This window comes from Paenibacillus oryziterrae (assembly GCF_042610485.1).
GTDB lineage: Bacteria > Bacillota > Bacilli > Paenibacillales > Paenibacillaceae > Paenibacillus_AQ.
The window spans coordinates 1-15,709 of sequence record NZ_JBGJZO010000016.1 but is presented as its reverse complement, the minus strand read 5'-3'; the positions used below and the strand labels follow the sequence as shown (position 1 = coordinate 15,709).

The 15,709-nt window shown below is 47.5% G+C and carries 14 protein-coding genes; 4 read left to right on the top strand and 10 right to left on the bottom strand.

Features of this window, described 5'->3' with window-relative positions; all coding sequences use genetic code 11:
* Window positions 1-14 precede the first annotated feature (14 nt).
* From ACAN55_RS16370 to ACAN55_RS16360, 3 genes are all read right to left on the bottom strand, one after another.
* Window positions 15-170 (bottom strand): hypothetical protein, encoded by a 156-nt coding sequence (locus ACAN55_RS16370; protein WP_379134971.1) that lies wholly within the window; start codon window positions 168-170, stop codon window positions 15-17.
* 175 nt (window positions 171-345) lie between these two features.
* On the bottom strand, window positions 346-789 hold the full coding sequence (gene dtd / locus ACAN55_RS16365) for a D-aminoacyl-tRNA deacylase (protein WP_379134969.1): 444 nt from the start codon (window positions 787-789) through the stop codon (window positions 346-348).
* Between the two features lie 24 nt (window positions 790-813).
* The gene (locus ACAN55_RS16360; RefSeq protein WP_379134966.1) at window positions 814-2,994 is read right to left on the bottom strand and encodes a RelA/SpoT family protein; all 2,181 of its coding nucleotides are present in this window, start codon (window positions 2,992-2,994) and stop codon (window positions 814-816) included.
* Window positions 2,995-3,301: 307 nt separating this feature from the next.
* Here ACAN55_RS16360 and uraA point away from each other — a divergent pair, with 307 nt between their 5' ends.
* Window positions 3,302-4,606, top strand: a complete 1,305-nt coding sequence (gene uraA / locus ACAN55_RS16355; RefSeq protein ID WP_379134963.1) for a uracil permease — start codon at window positions 3,302-3,304, stop codon at window positions 4,604-4,606.
* 101 nt (window positions 4,607-4,707) lie between these two features.
* Here uraA and ACAN55_RS16350 read toward each other — a convergent pair whose 3' ends face one another.
* From ACAN55_RS16350 to ACAN55_RS16325, 6 genes are all read right to left on the bottom strand, one after another.
* Window positions 4,708-5,226 carry an adenine phosphoribosyltransferase gene (locus tag ACAN55_RS16350; RefSeq protein ID WP_379134960.1) on the bottom strand — a complete coding sequence of 173 codons (519 nt, stop codon included), beginning with the start codon at window positions 5,224-5,226 and terminating at the stop codon, window positions 4,708-4,710.
* A gap of 40 nt (window positions 5,227-5,266) precedes the next feature.
* A complete protein-coding gene (gene recJ, locus ACAN55_RS16345; protein ID WP_379134957.1) occupies window positions 5,267-7,669 on the bottom strand; it encodes a single-stranded-DNA-specific exonuclease RecJ in 2,403 nt (800 codons plus the stop codon).
* Between the two features lie 29 nt (window positions 7,670-7,698).
* Window positions 7,699-8,661 (bottom strand): cation diffusion facilitator family transporter, encoded by a 963-nt coding sequence (locus ACAN55_RS16340; RefSeq protein ID WP_379134954.1) that lies wholly within the window; start codon window positions 8,659-8,661, stop codon window positions 7,699-7,701.
* Window positions 8,662-8,858: 197 nt separating this feature from the next.
* Entirely contained in the window at window positions 8,859-9,758 is a 900-nt protein-coding gene (secF, locus tag ACAN55_RS16335) for a protein translocase subunit SecF (RefSeq protein ID WP_379134951.1), read from the bottom strand.
* Window positions 9,748-10,998 (bottom strand): protein translocase subunit SecD, encoded by a 1,251-nt coding sequence (gene secD, locus ACAN55_RS16330; RefSeq protein WP_379134948.1) that lies wholly within the window; start codon window positions 10,996-10,998, stop codon window positions 9,748-9,750. The genes secF and secD overlap by 11 nt, the downstream gene beginning before the upstream one ends.
* Window positions 10,999-11,239: 241 nt before the next feature.
* A complete protein-coding gene (locus tag ACAN55_RS16325; protein WP_379134945.1) occupies window positions 11,240-11,491 on the bottom strand; it encodes a post-transcriptional regulator in 252 nt (83 codons plus the stop codon).
* Window positions 11,492-11,685: 194 nt separating this feature from the next.
* Between ACAN55_RS16325 and spoVB the strand changes: the two genes are divergently transcribed.
* Window positions 11,686-13,278, top strand: coding sequence for a stage V sporulation protein B (gene spoVB / locus ACAN55_RS16320; protein ID WP_379134942.1), 1,593 nt, complete (start codon window positions 11,686-11,688; stop codon window positions 13,276-13,278).
* Window positions 13,279-13,280: 2 nt separating this feature from the next.
* Here spoVB and ACAN55_RS16315 read toward each other — a convergent pair whose 3' ends face one another.
* Window positions 13,281-14,045 carry a YetF domain-containing protein gene (locus ACAN55_RS16315; protein WP_379134939.1) on the bottom strand — a complete coding sequence of 255 codons (765 nt, stop codon included), beginning with the start codon at window positions 14,043-14,045 and terminating at the stop codon, window positions 13,281-13,283.
* Between the two features lie 207 nt (window positions 14,046-14,252).
* Here ACAN55_RS16315 and ACAN55_RS16310 point away from each other — a divergent pair, with 207 nt between their 5' ends.
* On the top strand, window positions 14,253-14,645 hold the full coding sequence (locus ACAN55_RS16310; RefSeq protein WP_379134936.1) for a TIGR04086 family membrane protein: 393 nt from the start codon (window positions 14,253-14,255) through the stop codon (window positions 14,643-14,645).
* A gap of 110 nt (window positions 14,646-14,755) precedes the next feature.
* Entirely contained in the window at window positions 14,756-15,580 is an 825-nt protein-coding gene (locus tag ACAN55_RS16305; RefSeq protein WP_379134933.1) for a phosphatase PAP2 family protein, read from the top strand.
* Window positions 15,581-15,709 lie beyond the last annotated feature (129 nt).

Below are 15,709 nucleotides of genomic sequence, written 5' to 3'. Positions count from 1 at the left end.
GCACCTTCCGCACTCTAAGTACGCGGCAGAAGATTGCGGCCTTTTCCCTTCAGATTCAATATTTCTCCTTCTGTCTCCATACTCTTTGCTGACGCCCAGGCTTCAGTTGAACTTCCGACCGCAAGCGGAGGGATATTTCTCCATATCCAGGCTTTTGGTGAGTGCCTCATAACCTTACCCCTTGCTAACTGTATTAAGAACTGTTAATTCCAGTTTAACCAGCGCACAGAAGCTCTATCCACCCAGATTACACCAAAACAAAAACGGATGGAGCAGGTCCCTATGGAAGGTACGTGCTTCATCCGTAATTCTGTTCACATTATCATTTCAGCCTATTTCAGAATCTCATGCCTTGCTGTCGAGGATCAGAGTAACCGGTCCCCAGTTTATCAGCGACACATCCATCATGGCTCCGAAAATTCCAGTCTCTACTCGAAGACCGGCTCCAGCAAGTTCACGATTGAAATAATCATACAACTGAGCAGCCTCACCTGGCGCAGCTGCCGCCATGAAATTCGGCCTTCTGCCTTTACGGCAATCACCATATAAGGTGAACTGCGAGACGGACAATATAGCTCCGCCAACATCAATGACGCTAAAATTCATCTTTCCTTCAGCATCCTCGAATATCCGCAGATTGGCTACCTTATCCGCCAAGAATTTGGCATCCTTCTCTGTATCTCCATGGGTCACACCGACAAGCAGCATTAGGCCAACGCCAATTTCACCAGTTACAGCTCCATCTACAGTAACCTGAGCCTGCTTGCAGCGCTGCACGACTACTCTCATTGCAGCCTTTCAACTCCCTCGAACTTATTGCATTATGCGATGCACGGTATAGACATCCTTCACCCTTTTGAGCCGGTCCACAACCGATTGCAGATGGTCTGTATTGCGGATCAGGATCGTCATATGAATCATCGCCATCTTATTCTTATCCGAACGTCCGGTAACTGCTGAAATGTTGGTTTTGCTCTCCGAGACTGCCTGAAGCACCTCGTTCAGCAAGCCGTTGCGGTCATGGCCGGTAACCTCGATATCCACGCTGTAGTTAGCCTCCATGCTGCCTTCCCATTCCACTTCGATGACCCGTGCTGCTTCTTCTCCGTCACCATCCGTCGGAATGTTCGGACAATCCTCACGGTGAACGGATACGCCGCGTCCGCGGGTGACATAACCGATAATATCGTCGCCGGGCACAGGATTACAACATCGTGCAAAACGTACGAGCAGGTTGTCAATCCCTTTTACACGAACGCCATTGGTTGGTTGAGTCCGTTTCTCACCGGAAGATTTGATCTCCTTCATCTCCGAGCTCAGCTCCAGATGATTGGCAGCTTCCTCCTGCTCTTTCCGGAGCTTCTCCGTCAGGCGGGAAGCGATCTGTGCTGCTGTTATTCCGCCAAAGCCCACTGCGGACAGCATATCCTCCACATCGTTAAAAGCAAACTTCTTCGCCGCTTCCATCAATTTATCATCCGAGATCCATTCCGAGACCTCAACGCCCAAGCGTTTCAGCTCTCGTTCGATGGACTCACGGCCTTTTTCGACATTTTCCTCACGTTTTTCCTTCTTGAACCACTGCTTAATCTTGCTGCGGGCATGAGAAGATTGAGCAATCTTGAGCCAGTCACGGCTCGGACCGTAAGAATGCTTCGAGGTCAGAATCTCTACAATATCCCCTGTCTTCAGCTTGTGGTCCAGCGGAACGATACGCCCGTTCACCTTAGCGCCAATCGTACGGTTCCCAACCTCTGTATGAATCCGGAAAGCAAAATCCAGCGGCACCGATCCTACTGGCAGCTCAATGACTTCACCTTTAGGCGTAAATACAAAGACGAGGTCGGAGAAAAAGTCCATTTTGAGGGATTCCACGAATTCGGATGCATCCTTGGCCTCATGCTGAAGCTCCAATATTTCGCGGAAAAACGGCATGCGGTTCTCCGGATTAGCGGTATTGGTACTCCCTTCCTTATAGGCCCAGTGAGCGGCAATCCCGAATTCAGCCGTACGATGCATTTCCCAGGTGCGGATCTGAACTTCGGTCGGCTCACCGCCGGGCCCTACCACTGTGGTATGTAAAGACTGATACATATTGGCTTTAGGCATAGCAATATAATCCTTGAAACGGCCTGGCATCGGCTTCCAAAGCGTATGAATAATACCGAGAGTGGCATAACAATCTTTGATGTTGTCAACGATAATACGAATCGCTAGTAAATCATAAATTTCGTTAAATTGCTTATTTTTGGTGCTCATTTTGTTATAAACGCTGTAAATATGCTTCGGACGTCCGGAAAGATCGCCTTCGATACCCATTTCGTCCAGCTTGGCACGGATGCGCCCAATAACGCTGTCGATAAACTGCTCGCGTTCCGCCCGTTTCTTGTGCATGAGATTGGCAATTCGGTAATATTGCTGCGGATTCAGATACCGTAGAGCAATATCCTCCATCTCCCATTTGATCGCCGAGATACCCAGACGGTCCGCGATAGGGCAGAAGATCTCCAGAGTCTCATACGAAATGCGGCGCTGGCTTTCTTCCGACTGGTATTTCAAAGTCCGCATATTATGCAGGCGGTCTGCCAGCTTGATCACAATGACACGGATATCCTGCGCCATGGCAATAAACATTTTACGGTAATTCTCATTCTGCTGCTCTTCCTTCGAGCGGAAGCGAATCCGCTCCAGCTTGGTCAAGCCGTCTACAAGCATTGCACAGGTATCGCCAAATTTCGCCCGGATCTGATCCAGTGAAACCGTCGTATCCTCTACAACATCATGCAAAAGAGCTGCAATAACGGAGATTACATCCATCTGCATATTCACGACAATATCTGCTACCGCCAGCGGATGCAGAATATAGGGCTCCCCCGATTTGCGCACCTGCCCATGGTGAGCCTGATCCGCAAATTCATAGGCGTCCCGGATACGGAGAAGATCTTTTTCTTTTATATAGGTGCCGGCCTTATCAATTAATCGCTCTATGCCCATTCTCGTGGTTTCCGTTTCCTTTCTATAATAAAATGAACCCGTCAGGTTTGCGTCTTCTGCAGGTTCGTCACTTAAGGTTTAAGACAGTTATTCCAGTATGAAAGATTTCTATTAATTATGACGCTTACGACGCTTTACGTCAACACTTCCCATACCATGGCATTATTGTCAGCTATAAGTACAAGTTTGGACAAATTCGTGGCAGCCTATAAAAATGTGTTGTAAAAATGCCTCGTTCTATTTAATCTAGTAAAGGCGGTTTGCCACAAGAACCATCACACATGACAAGAAAGAGATGTGAACTTCATTGCAACGCGAAATTCAAGTTAACGAGAGGCTCCCCCTCGCACCGGGATTTTTACTGAGCCTGCAGCATTTGTTTGCCATGTTTGGAAGTACGGTGCTTGTTCCGAACCTGTTCGGGGTTGACCCCGGCATGATCTTGCTGATGAACGGTATTGGTACGCTGCTGTATATCCTGATTTGTAAGGGGAAGATTCCCGCTTATCTGGGTTCCAGTTTCGCCTTTATCTCTCCGGTAATGGCCGTGCTCACCGATCATGCAGATGATCATCAAAAAGGATTTTCTCTTGCACTCGGTGCCTTTATTGTCACCGGCGTTATTTTCGTTCTGGTAGCCCTGATTATCCGTTATGCGGGAACGGGCTGGATCGATGTCGTCTTTCCTCCGGCGGTTATGGGTGCCATCGTAGCAACCATCGGGCTTGAACTTGTTCCGGTCGCAGCGCAAATGGCTGGATTGATCGCTCCTTCCGGGGCAACTGACTGGACACCTGACAGCAGTGCCATCACATTATCAATGGTCACCCTTGGCGTGACAGTTATTGGCGCAGTACTCTTCCGCGGTTTTCCAAAAATCATTCACATTCTCATCGGTATTGTGACCGGTTACGGTCTAGCCTACATTATGGGTAAAGTTGATACTGCTGCTATCAGCAACGCACACTTTTTCGCAGCTCCCACAATTACTACTCCCTCCTTTGAATGGTCGGTTATCCTGACCATAATTCCTGTCTCTCTCGTTGTTATTGTTGAACACATCGGCCATCTGCTGGTAACCAGTAATATTGTTGGTAAAGACTTGGCCAAAGATCCTGGACTGGACCGCTCACTTTTCAGTAACGGTATCTCGACAATCTTGTCCGGCTTTGTTGGATCAACACCTAATACAACGTATGGTGAAAATATCGGGGTTATGGCTTTAACGAAGGTGTACTCTGTATTCGTAATCGGCGGTGCGGCAATAATCGCCATTCTGCTGTCCTTCTCAGGTACATTCTCCTCTGTCATTGCAAACATTCCTACACCGGTAATGGGCGGCGTATCCCTGCTGCTGTTCGGCGTTATCGCTGCTTCCGGTCTGCGTATTTTCGTGGAGCAAAAGGTTGATTTCTCCAAAGCAACAAATATGATTCTCGCTACTCTCGTACTTGTTGTGGGTATCAGTGGAACAACTCTTACTGTTGGAGGCGTACAGCTTAAAGGTATGGCTCTTGCCACAATCGTAGGTATGGTTCTCTCCTTGCTCTTCAAGCTAATCGAAGTACTTGGCCTGTCGAATGAAGACAGCGGCGAGAAATCGGCTCATTAATTAGTTCTGAATAGTCAATATTACAAAAAAGGTATCCTGGCTGCCATTTACATGGCAGCCAGGATACCTTTTTCTATTACAGCATCGAACTTCAGTTCGAATTAGTCTTCGTAAGTAAGAAGAGACATAATCTCGATATCTGGAAGCTTGTTGCGTCCAGCGAGCTCCACAAGTTCGATCAGGAAGGCAGCACCGACTACGTTACCGCCGAGTTGCTGAACCAGATTAACCGAAGTGGAAATCGTTCCTCCTGTTGCGAGCAAGTCATCGGCAATCAGCACATTTTGACCTGGTTTGATCGCATCCGTGTGCATCGCAAGACGGTCTTTTCCGTACTCCAGATCGTAACCGACTTCAATAGTTTCATAAGGAAGCTTACCGCTTTTACGGATCGGCACGAAACCGACTCCTAGAGCATATGCCAAAGGTGCGCCAACTACAAATCCGCGAGCCTCCGGACCGGCGATGATATCGATCTTCAAATGAGAAACCATATCTTTAAGTTCATTGATAGCTTGGCGGTACAATTCTCCGTCTTTCAGCAGAGTAGTGATATCCTTGAAACTGATTCCCGGTTGAGGGAAGTCAGGAATTACGCGAATACTGTTCTTTAAATCCAAAATAATCATCTCCTGGTTATGTTGTGAATCTATTATCTATCTAGGATACTCCAAGGTAGGTAGCCATCATCCAATCCTGAAGTTCCGATGGGCTGCTCTCCATGAAATACCGCTCCATTTCAGCGAGCTGGCCCAGTCTAACATAATGTTCCGAAGCTGACAAGCTTTTCGCCGCAGGTGATGTCACAAACGAAATAAATCCCTGTTTCCGTTCAATAAAATCAAGTTCCTCGAAGACATCAAGCATCATGGTCAGCATCCGTATGCTCAATGATGACTGACGGTTCAACCGCAGCAGCACTTCATGCTCCGGAACAGAACTTGCCGCTATGGATGCCAGCAATTTATATAACGTTGAAAAATGTTCCCGTGTCGGAATCTGCAATCGTTCTCTGCCTTCCTTTACAGGATGCAGCAGCGCAATGTTGTCGGCTTTGGAAACTGCGGCGGCTACGGCCTGCAGCTGTTCCGGCGACTCCGGCATATCCAATAGACATAGCAGGGAAATGCGTTCTCCTTCAACTGCTGTTTCTTCCCCAGCGGCGGGTAAGATTCCAGCTTCCTTATCATATACCCAAAGAGATATGCCTTTCAATTGATCAAAGGACGGATGCATCTCTTTACGGAGAACCGCTGCAGCCTGATAAGGAATATTACCACTATAAGGATGCAGAACATCCCGGATTTGCTGGGCCTGCCGCATGGCGTCAGCCGAACCCCGCATGTCGAACAACTGGACATCCGGCACTGCCAGATCCTGAAGCATCAGCTGCGGCTTCCTTACCCCGTTCCATTCATTAACCGACAATTCAGCCAGAACATCTATAACCGTCCCGGAAGGAAGTACAGCCGCCAGATCACCTTTTCCAAAAGCGACCGCCTCAATCGTATCATTCCCTTGGCGCAATACCAGCTTCAGATGCTTATTGCCCTGTCCCATGGTACGTGTCTCTTTAACAATAGCTCCACTTACGATAAAGCGAGGCATTGGATTAGCCATTCCATAAGGGGCCAGCTTGTCCATTTCAACTGCACTCTGCAGTGTCAAGTCAGCTATAGCTACCTCTGCATCGGCAGTCAAGACCGGCACTAAGTGTTCCGGCGTCAGCACAGCTGAAGCATAAGCTTCCATTCCAGCTGCGAAGGCGTTCAAGTCATCCCGGTGCAGACTCATTCCGGCTGCAGCAGGATGGCCCCCGAAATGATCCAGCATTTCACTGCAGGAAGTGAGCGCAGCGTGGATATCAAGACCTGGAATAGAACGGGCCGATCCTTTACACATTCCAGTCTCTGGGTGAATGTCCAGAATGATAACCGGACGGTAATACCTTTCGAGCAGTTTAGAAGCAACAATTCCCACTACCCCGACATTCCAGCCTTCCTCCGCAAGAACAATAACGGAGGGAACCGGTCCTTCTCCTATTCGCTGTTCAAGCTTTAGTATCGCCTCTGTTACAATTCTCTCTACAACGAATTGGCGTTCTTTATTTAATAAATCAAGTTCACCGGCAAGCAACGTGGCTTCTTCAGGCTGATCCGTAGTAAGCAATGCTACCGCACGTCCGGCATGATCCAGACGACCGCTTGCATTAATGCGTGGAGCCATACCAAAGGCAATATTCACCGCATTTACAGTACTCATATTCACTCCGCTGGTATCAAGCAGCGCTCGGATCCCAGGGAATCCGGACGATTTCATGCTGCCCAGTCCGCTCCGGACCAGTTCTCTATTCTCTCCCAGAAGGGGCATAAGATCAGCCACTGTTCCGATAGCTACAATCTCACGCCACTCTGGAGGGACTTCAGCCCCTAGCATAGCCTGTGCCAGCTTGTAAGCAACACCCACGCCTGCGAGCCCCTTAAAGGGATAAGGACAATCCGGCAGCTTCGGATTGATCAGCGCATACGCTTGCGGAAGTAGTTCCGGCGGTTCATGATGATCTGTAACAATAACATCCATGCCAAGGCTATTTGCATATTCAATTTGTGAATACGCACTAATCCCGGTATCTACTGTAATGACCAGGGATACACCCTGCTGAAGCGCCCAGTCCAAAGCGTGATTATGCAATCCATAACCTTCATTGGATCTGTGTGGGATATAAATATCGAAAGAAGCACCCATATGACGCAGTAAAAAAATCATTAAAGCCGTACTGGATACACCATCTGCATCATAGTCACCGTAGACCAGTATATGCTCTCCATCCTGAATCGCACGTCGAATCCGCGGAACCGCTTCTGACATTCCCTTCAACAGGAATGGATCATGAAGCTGATCTCCGTCGCCACTCATGAAAGCTAATGCTTTCTCTGGCGTCGATATTCCCCGGGTAATAAGTAAAGAGGACACTACCGTAGAAATAGAAAGGCTCCGGGCCAATTCCTTTATTGCCTCGGAATCAGCGGCCGGAGAGTGCCACTTTGTTTTAGGATGAAGCAATAGAACTCACCTTTCTCTCACCATAAACACTACTGCAGTAGCGTAGGAACCTCGTCATTATCTGCAAGCTCATGGTTGCTTTTATAAGGATAACCCGGATCATAAGGTACTACATCCATATGAACATCACCCACATGTACAAAACGATGCATTAGCAGTTTTTTGGCACACTCGGAAATATCCTGGGCCTCCATAATGGAAATACGGGGATTAACACTGATTTTAACCTGAAGATTCACATAACGGCCTTTCTCGAGCGCTTTCAGGTGTTCGACACGAATGACCCCGCGTACACGTTGAACAGTCTCAATGAAATTGGCCGCATCCTCATGTGGAAGCTCCAATACTCCTTTGCCATATAAGGAACTGGCAATCATCACATACCCTTTCCGTACAATCAGACACGCTGTCAGAAGTCCGGCGATGGGGTCCATATAGAGCAAGGGATGCCAGCCCATCGTACCTCCTGCCCAGGATAGAAAGATTCCGATCAAGACAATAAGCGATGTATACAGGCTGAACCGGTGACTGTCTGCATAAGCAGCATGACTGCCGTCACCAAGCTTTTTGAAGTAGCGGTACTGATATTGAAACACAGCTTCCTTAAGCAGCATAGACAAGAGAACGGTTATGAGTGACAGTTCTCCAGGAGATGACAAATGCCCTCTCGTTAAATCACGAATGGCTGAGAAGGCGATTTGCAGACCGCCCATTAGAATTAAGACAGAAAAGATGATAGCTGCAATTGGAGCTTTATTGCCCCACTCTTCTGAACGTGAGGAGGCTCTGCCCTTATGGCCAGATTCAGTGCGCCAAGGAAGTACTTCCGCCAACTTGGCAGCAGCGTCAGCACCTGAATACAAAGCATCACCCATTAACGCCTTGCTGCCGGAAACGTATCCGACACCTCCCTTAGCAATCGCTAAGGTAACATCGCTAATGATCCCTGTCCAGGTCACCGTTTCTTTCTGAGGCGAACGATTGTCATGCATTTGAACCCCTCCTTACCCTTAACAAGTAGTCTCATGGTGAACTGTATATCGCATCATTTAAAAGAAGCAGATGTACCACTTTTTGTGGTGGTAACACCCTTTTCTCAAAAATATAAGTGACAGTATAGATGAATATACTCTCTTATAGTTCCAGAAAGCCGCGTCGCCTTTGACGCGGCTTTCTGGAAAATGATGTTTTATACCTTAGCTGTGTTGCTCTTGACACTTGTTTTCTGGCGTTTCTTAAGGACCAGCCAGAGCGGACTTGCGATAAAGATTGAGGAATATGCACCGAAGAGCAATCCGATTACCATCGCAAGCGAGAACATTTTAATGGATGCCCCGCCCATAATTAGTAGGAAGAACGCAGCAATGAACACCGTAAATGCGGTATATAGTGACCGCATAAGCGTCTGTGACACACTTTTGTTCACCAGAGCCTTCATATCAGCATAGGTCTTTTGCTTGCCAAACCGCAAATTCTCACGAATCCGGTCAAAGATTACGATGGTATCATTAATCGAGTAACCGATGATGGTCAGTACTGCGACGATAAAGGTCAAATCTACCTCTAGTCGGAAGATCGAGAAGACCGCCACTACCATAAATGCATCATGGATCAGAGCGACGATGGCTGCAAGAGCAAACCGCCATTCAAACCGGATACTGACATAAAGGATAATCCCGATACAAGAGAGAAGCACGGAATAAATTGCATTGCGGGCCAGCTCTTTAGCCATTTCGGTATCAACGGTATTGATCTCGAAAGACGCCTTGTCATCCAGCTTCAGGATAGCTTCTTTAATTGCAGTGTCCTGTTTCTCATCCAGTTCTGTGTCATAGCGGATGTTAAGCCGCTGGTTGCCTTGCGTAATTTCAGGCTCACTGCTGCCAATATCTTTGATGGCAGGGAGAACTTGATCTGTCGTGATGCTTTTGGATAAAGCAACATCGACATTGGAACCCGCCTTGAAATCAACACTGTAATTCAAACCGAATAGGAGCAGGAATACGAGCCCCATTAATGTCAGAACGGTGGAGAAAATATAGAAAAATTTGCTTAAATGTATAAAATCGAATTCTTTCTTAAAGCGCACTGATTTCACTCTCCTTTACCCCGAATTGCTTAGGCTTGTTCAGCTTGCCTGCTTTAACCAGCAGGTTCAGCAGCCAGCGGGAGAAATAAAGGTTGGTGGCGATACTGAGCACAATTTCCACGATCAAGATCAGCGCGAAACCTTTAACTGCGCCGGTACCGAATGCGAACATTACAGCTGCAACGATGATGGTCGTTACGTTGGAATCAATAACGGTACGGAAGGAAGATTTGCTGCCCGCTTTAACCGAAGACAGGATACTCTTTCCGCTGCGCATTTCTTCACGAATCCGTTCGTTCGTAATGATATTGGCGTCAACCGCCATCCCGATCCCTAGAATAAATGCCGCAATACCTGGCAGTGTCAGGGTGAAATCGGCAATAACGAATACAAGAATAAGCAGCCATGTATGCAGGATCAAGGCAAAGCTTGCCAAAAGGCCCGGCAGACGGTACATCCCCATCATAAAGATCAGGATGAAGAGCGAGCCGATAAGGCCTGCTTGAATGGTTTGATCAAGAGATTGCTTACCCAGTGTAGCGCCAACGCTTTGCGAATATTTCTCGGTAAGCTTCAATGGCAATGCACCTAAATTGATTGTATCAGCCAAAGCACGGGCTTCATCAATCGTATAGTTGCCGGAAATAGTAGCACTGCCGTCTGTAAGCTCAGCGCGAACTACCGGATCCGAAAGCTTGACTTCATCAAGGTAGATTGCAAGATTCTGGCCAAGAAGACGTTTAGTCAGCTCAGCGAACTTGGACTTGTCCTTAACTTTAATATTGATCGTCGGCTGATTCAGATTATCCCGGCCGACTTCAGCAGCATTTTCCACAAAGTCACTGCCGACGAGTTCAATCTTGCTGTATTTACCAGCAGCATCCTCGGGAGCAGCACTTCTGAAGGTCAGAACCGCTGGTTCTTTCATCTTCTCGCGGACTGCTTTCTCATCCGTTACACCAGCAATCTTCAGGCGAATGCGGTCTGTCCCTTCGGTTGTAACCTCCGGTTCGCTTGTTCCAAGCGCATTAGCGCGCTTCTCTAGGCTCTCCGCTGTTTTTAGCAGTGAAGCCTTGGTGACGGCCTGTCCTTCTTCCATAGGTGCCGCCTGATACAGAATCTCAAATCCGCCTTTCAGGTCGAGGCCGAGCCGGACACTGTCCAATAATCCGGGAGTCGTAAATACCATGACGCCGATTAAGACCGCCACAGTAACAATGAAGCTCACAAGTCTTTTCATGCTCTTGCTAGTTCCCCTTTCATTAACTCAATATTCCTATTATAGCCACGTGCGAAAAGACCGTCAATTCAAGGGGACATTGACAAATTCTATTTTCCCATAGCTGGCTACACTCACAAAAAGAAACGGCCAGCTCAGCATTTTGCAAGCAAGCCATCCGTTTTTACAGGATATGTGAGATTGTTACACTCCTACTTTACGCCACTGTGTAGACGTTTGCAAAAGAAATTCATTCCTTTTATCAGTTTTGGCCCCGATATGCGGCAATTGTTAAATAGTTCATATAACTATTTACCTTTAAGGAGTAAATATCATTTACCATCTTGTGTAGGGGTGGTGTGCCTTCTTTGGCATAATTCCGGCTAATACAGTCCCAAATATCTTTGCCGGTCACATACTCATAGCCGAGGAGCCTGAATTCCTCCGCCTTGCTGGTACACATGGCTTCGATTTCTCCACTCAGCTTGTCATATTCCCTGTGTTCCGATTCCACGTGTTGACACCTCCAAGCACATCGTATGTTGATCTGCACTTTCTAATAAATTCGACTATCAAGTGTCCATTCCTTCTTACCCACATAAAATGTTACTCCACAAAGAAAAGCATGATAATGGACAGGACCTGCATATCCATAATTAATGACAAGTTCAAACCTGTCCATTCCATGTTGGGAAGAAGGTGTGCCCTTTGAGGAAACAAAGCTTTATTCAAGGAACATTGATCCTGCTGGCCGCAGGAATCCTGAACCGCGTACTGGGATTTATTCCACGTATTGCGCTGCCACGCATCATTGGTGCAGAGGGGGTGGGGATTTACCAACTCGGCTATCCCTTTTTTCTGGTACTGGTCACAATAATAACAGGAGGCATCCCGCTTGCGATTGCCAAAATGGTAGCAGAGGCTGAAGGGGAGCAGCGGCCAGAAAAGTCCCGCCAGATCCTCCGGACCGGTCTCGGACTGAGCCTGGGTCTGGGAATTGTATTTACAATCCTCGCGCTACTTGGCGCTCCATGGGTTTCAGAGAAGATTCTGACGGATAGCCGTGTCTACTATACTTTTATCGGAATGACACCAATGATTGGCATCGTAGCGGTTTCTGCGGTTTACCGGGGTTACTTTCAGGGGAAGCAGAATATGATTCCATCGGCTTTATCCTCAGTCCTGGAAACGGTAATCCGCATATGTTTCATGCTATGGTTCTCATGGCTGCTGCTTCCCAGAGGGATAGGTTATGCTGCTGCGGGTGCAATGCTTGGGGTAACGGTCGGGGAGATCGCCGGGATGTTTGCGCTGCTCTGGCAGTATTATTCCGGGATAAGAAAAGATAAAAAGGAGCTTCAATCGAACAATCCGCTGGTCGGGGTATTGATAGATCCTGCTCAGGCACCTTATCCTCCGGAACACAATGGCGTGTTGCGCCGGCTGCTCAACATCTCCATTCCAGTTACTACCGGAAGATTGGTCGGCTCCTTCTCTTATCTGCTGGAGTCGATTATTACAGCACGAAGCCTGGCTTTTGCCGGTATAGTCACCGCTGTTGCCACAGCCCAATATGGAGCTCTGCAGGGTATGGTTATCCCACTCCTTCTGCTTCCGGGAGCACTGACCTCTTCACTTGCAGTCTCTCTTGTTCCATCACTTTCGGAAGCAGCAGCAAGAAAAGATTTACCAACCATCCATAAACGAATGCATCAGGCTCTTCGACTTGCACTTGTAACGGGAGCACCTTTTTCTGTTTTCATGTACATATTGGCTGATCCACTCTGTACACTTCTATACGGCAATGCGGAGACCGCTCCCATGCTCAGGATGATGGCTCCCTTTGCGCTTTTCCTCTACGTTCAGGCACCCCTTCAGGCAGCGCTACAAGCCATGGAACGCCCTGGCCGTGCCTTGTTTAACACTTTAATCGGTGCAGTAGTCAAAATTATACTTATCATTGTTCTTGCCTCACGCCCTGAGTATGGAATCTACGGTGCAATTATTGCCATTATCGTCAACAGTATATTGGTCACGCTGCTGCACGGGTATAGTGTTATTTCACTCATCTCTCTATCTGTACGGTTCATGGATTTATTCAAAACCGGGACAGCCATGATCATTATGGGTGCAGGGCTGCAATACACCTATATTTCCATCCTTATCACAGACACACAATGGCTACAGTTTCTTTTCGCAGCTATGATTGGCAGCATCATTTACCTGATTGTAAGCTTTACATCGGGACTCATTTCTATAAGAGATCTCCGGCGATTCCCTATTTTTAACCGCTGGCTGTAGCCTTAGTCAGAATCCTTGGGGTCTACATAAATCTGACCTTTATGATCTATGGAGCATAGAAAAACCTCACGGAAATCCTGTACACCCTTCTGGCGGATTTGGCTTCTCAGCCAAAAGAGGTTTTTATCGATCATCTCCAGGTTAGCATCCTGCACTTTACCGTCCATAATCAGTGGAATCGGAAGACCCTCATATCTGATTTTGCTATGTGGAAGTTTGTAGCCTTCGTTTTGCTGCTTCCTGGAGCCGTCTTCATCCCCTGTGTTCACATTGACGTTGCTGTTACCGGACTGATTGGAGGAGGAGACATCCTTTGACTTTTCAATGACAGTAAGCTGCCCGCTAGTCTCCAGAATCGCGAACTCCACATCTGCCGGGCTATCGATATTCTGACCCCGCAGCTGCAGCAGGAGATCATCAATATTGTATCGTTGTCTCCACATCTCTTTCTGGTCCAGCTTGCCGTCTGAGATTAGAACACTGGGTCTTCCGTCAATGAACAGCCGTAGCTTTCTGCTCTTAAGGCTCAGCCAGGCTATTAACACTTGAATCAGAACCAATGTAGCCATGGGTACTACGCCATCGTATATAGGCCGTTCAATATCCTCGATGACAAACACGGCGATTTCGGCAATCATAATGGAAATGGTCAGGTCAAACACTGAAAGCTTCCCGATTTCACGCTTGCCCATAATGCGCATACTCAGGAAAATGAAGAAATACATCAGCACGGTGAGGAAAATGTGTGTGGTAATATGCTGGAACATATTGCTCCGCCCTCCTTCTGTAGAGCCTCTCGCCAATTTCCGGCGGGTCTGACAATGTAGTTCTAGTCTGACCGCCATGTGCGGGGAACATTCGGAACCTGCCTTATTAATTACTGGTAAAATTGCTTCTGCAGGTCTTGTACTATTGGGGCAAGCCGACCCATAGAATGAATAGTAACCTGTTTATTATTAAAAGGAGGCTGTACCATGTCCATCATCCGGCGCCTGTTCTCTTGGAAAATAACTAACCCTGTATTATCCGGCATCTGCCGGTCATTCCTCTGGATGCTGCTGGGAGCCCTTGTGCTTTCTCTGCTACTTTGGGGCAGCGGGCTTCAGGAGAAGGATCTTTCCATTTATACTTACATCATTCATGGTTTGGCTGTTACACTAGGCGGACTTACAGCCGGACAAAGAGCAGGCCACAAAGGCTGGTACCAGGGCGGGCTTACGGGCGTCATTTATGGAATCATTATTCTTGTGGTGGGCTTTCTGGCCCTCGATAGCGCTTTTAGCGGGACAGGGATGCTTTGGGTTCTTGCAGCAGCAATGTTAGGCGCACTTGGCGGGATGTTCGGAGTAAATCTGCAGAAGGCATAATAAATTAATTTTTGGTAAAACAAAACGGTCTCTCCGAAAATATGATAAAATGTGTTCAGCATATTTACTTAGGAATCAAGGAGGCCTTGAATGTTTTGCTTTACCAATCTATGAATCACATATCGCTTTTCACTGCTGTCATTGTTGTGTTACTGATTTGGATAACCACGCGTCGCAATCCCTTAACCGTTTTGGTTGCAATTGGGAAAGAGATGCTACGGTCCTATAAATTTGTTCTGCTGTTTGCCGGTATGTTCGGTGTGCTAGCCTTGAATAAATACGAACTCCAGATCGAGAAAAAGATGCACCTGGCTTCCGACTTTACCGGGTTCGTTTTTGGGATGGAAGGTCATTTTGTTCAAGGAGTACAGCAGCTATTTTATAGTCCATGGCTTACGCCAATCATCGTCTTCTTCTATATCTTCATGCTTCAATCAGTAATCGCCGCCTCCATTGGCGTATATGCCATGGATAACAATAAGCTGATGTTATATGCGACTTGCTATGCAATTATTTTAAACTATGCGATTGCTATACCATTCTATCTTTACTTACCCGTTAATGAGGTTTGGTCGTATCCGCAGGCGGGTGTCAGATTCGTTATGCTGGATGTATTCCCTAGGTTTGAACAAGAATACCGTGCATTGTCCGGGCTAGACAACTGTTTCCCGAGCCTGCACACCTCCATCTCCGTAACCATGGCACTACTTGCACTCCGTTCTGGCAATCGGCGGTGGATGGTAATTACCGGTATTTCAGCGGTCGTTATCGTATTCGGCATTTTCTATCTTGGTATTCATTGGCTGACGGATATGCTGGGAGGTACGATGCTGGCCATTCTCGCTTCCTCTCTTGGGGTTCAGTTGTCAAAGCTGACTCTGCGCAGTGGAGAGGACGCACTTGCCTTGCGCAGCCGTGCTTCAGATATAAGATAAACAGAGTTCTATACCACGTTAAAAAGGGTGTTCCTGTAGCAATCTGAACTGCACCCCGTCAAGTAGACAGTACAAAAAATAAAAGATAGCTAAGCGGTCTTGGTCCTGAATTCAATGGGACTGAGGCCG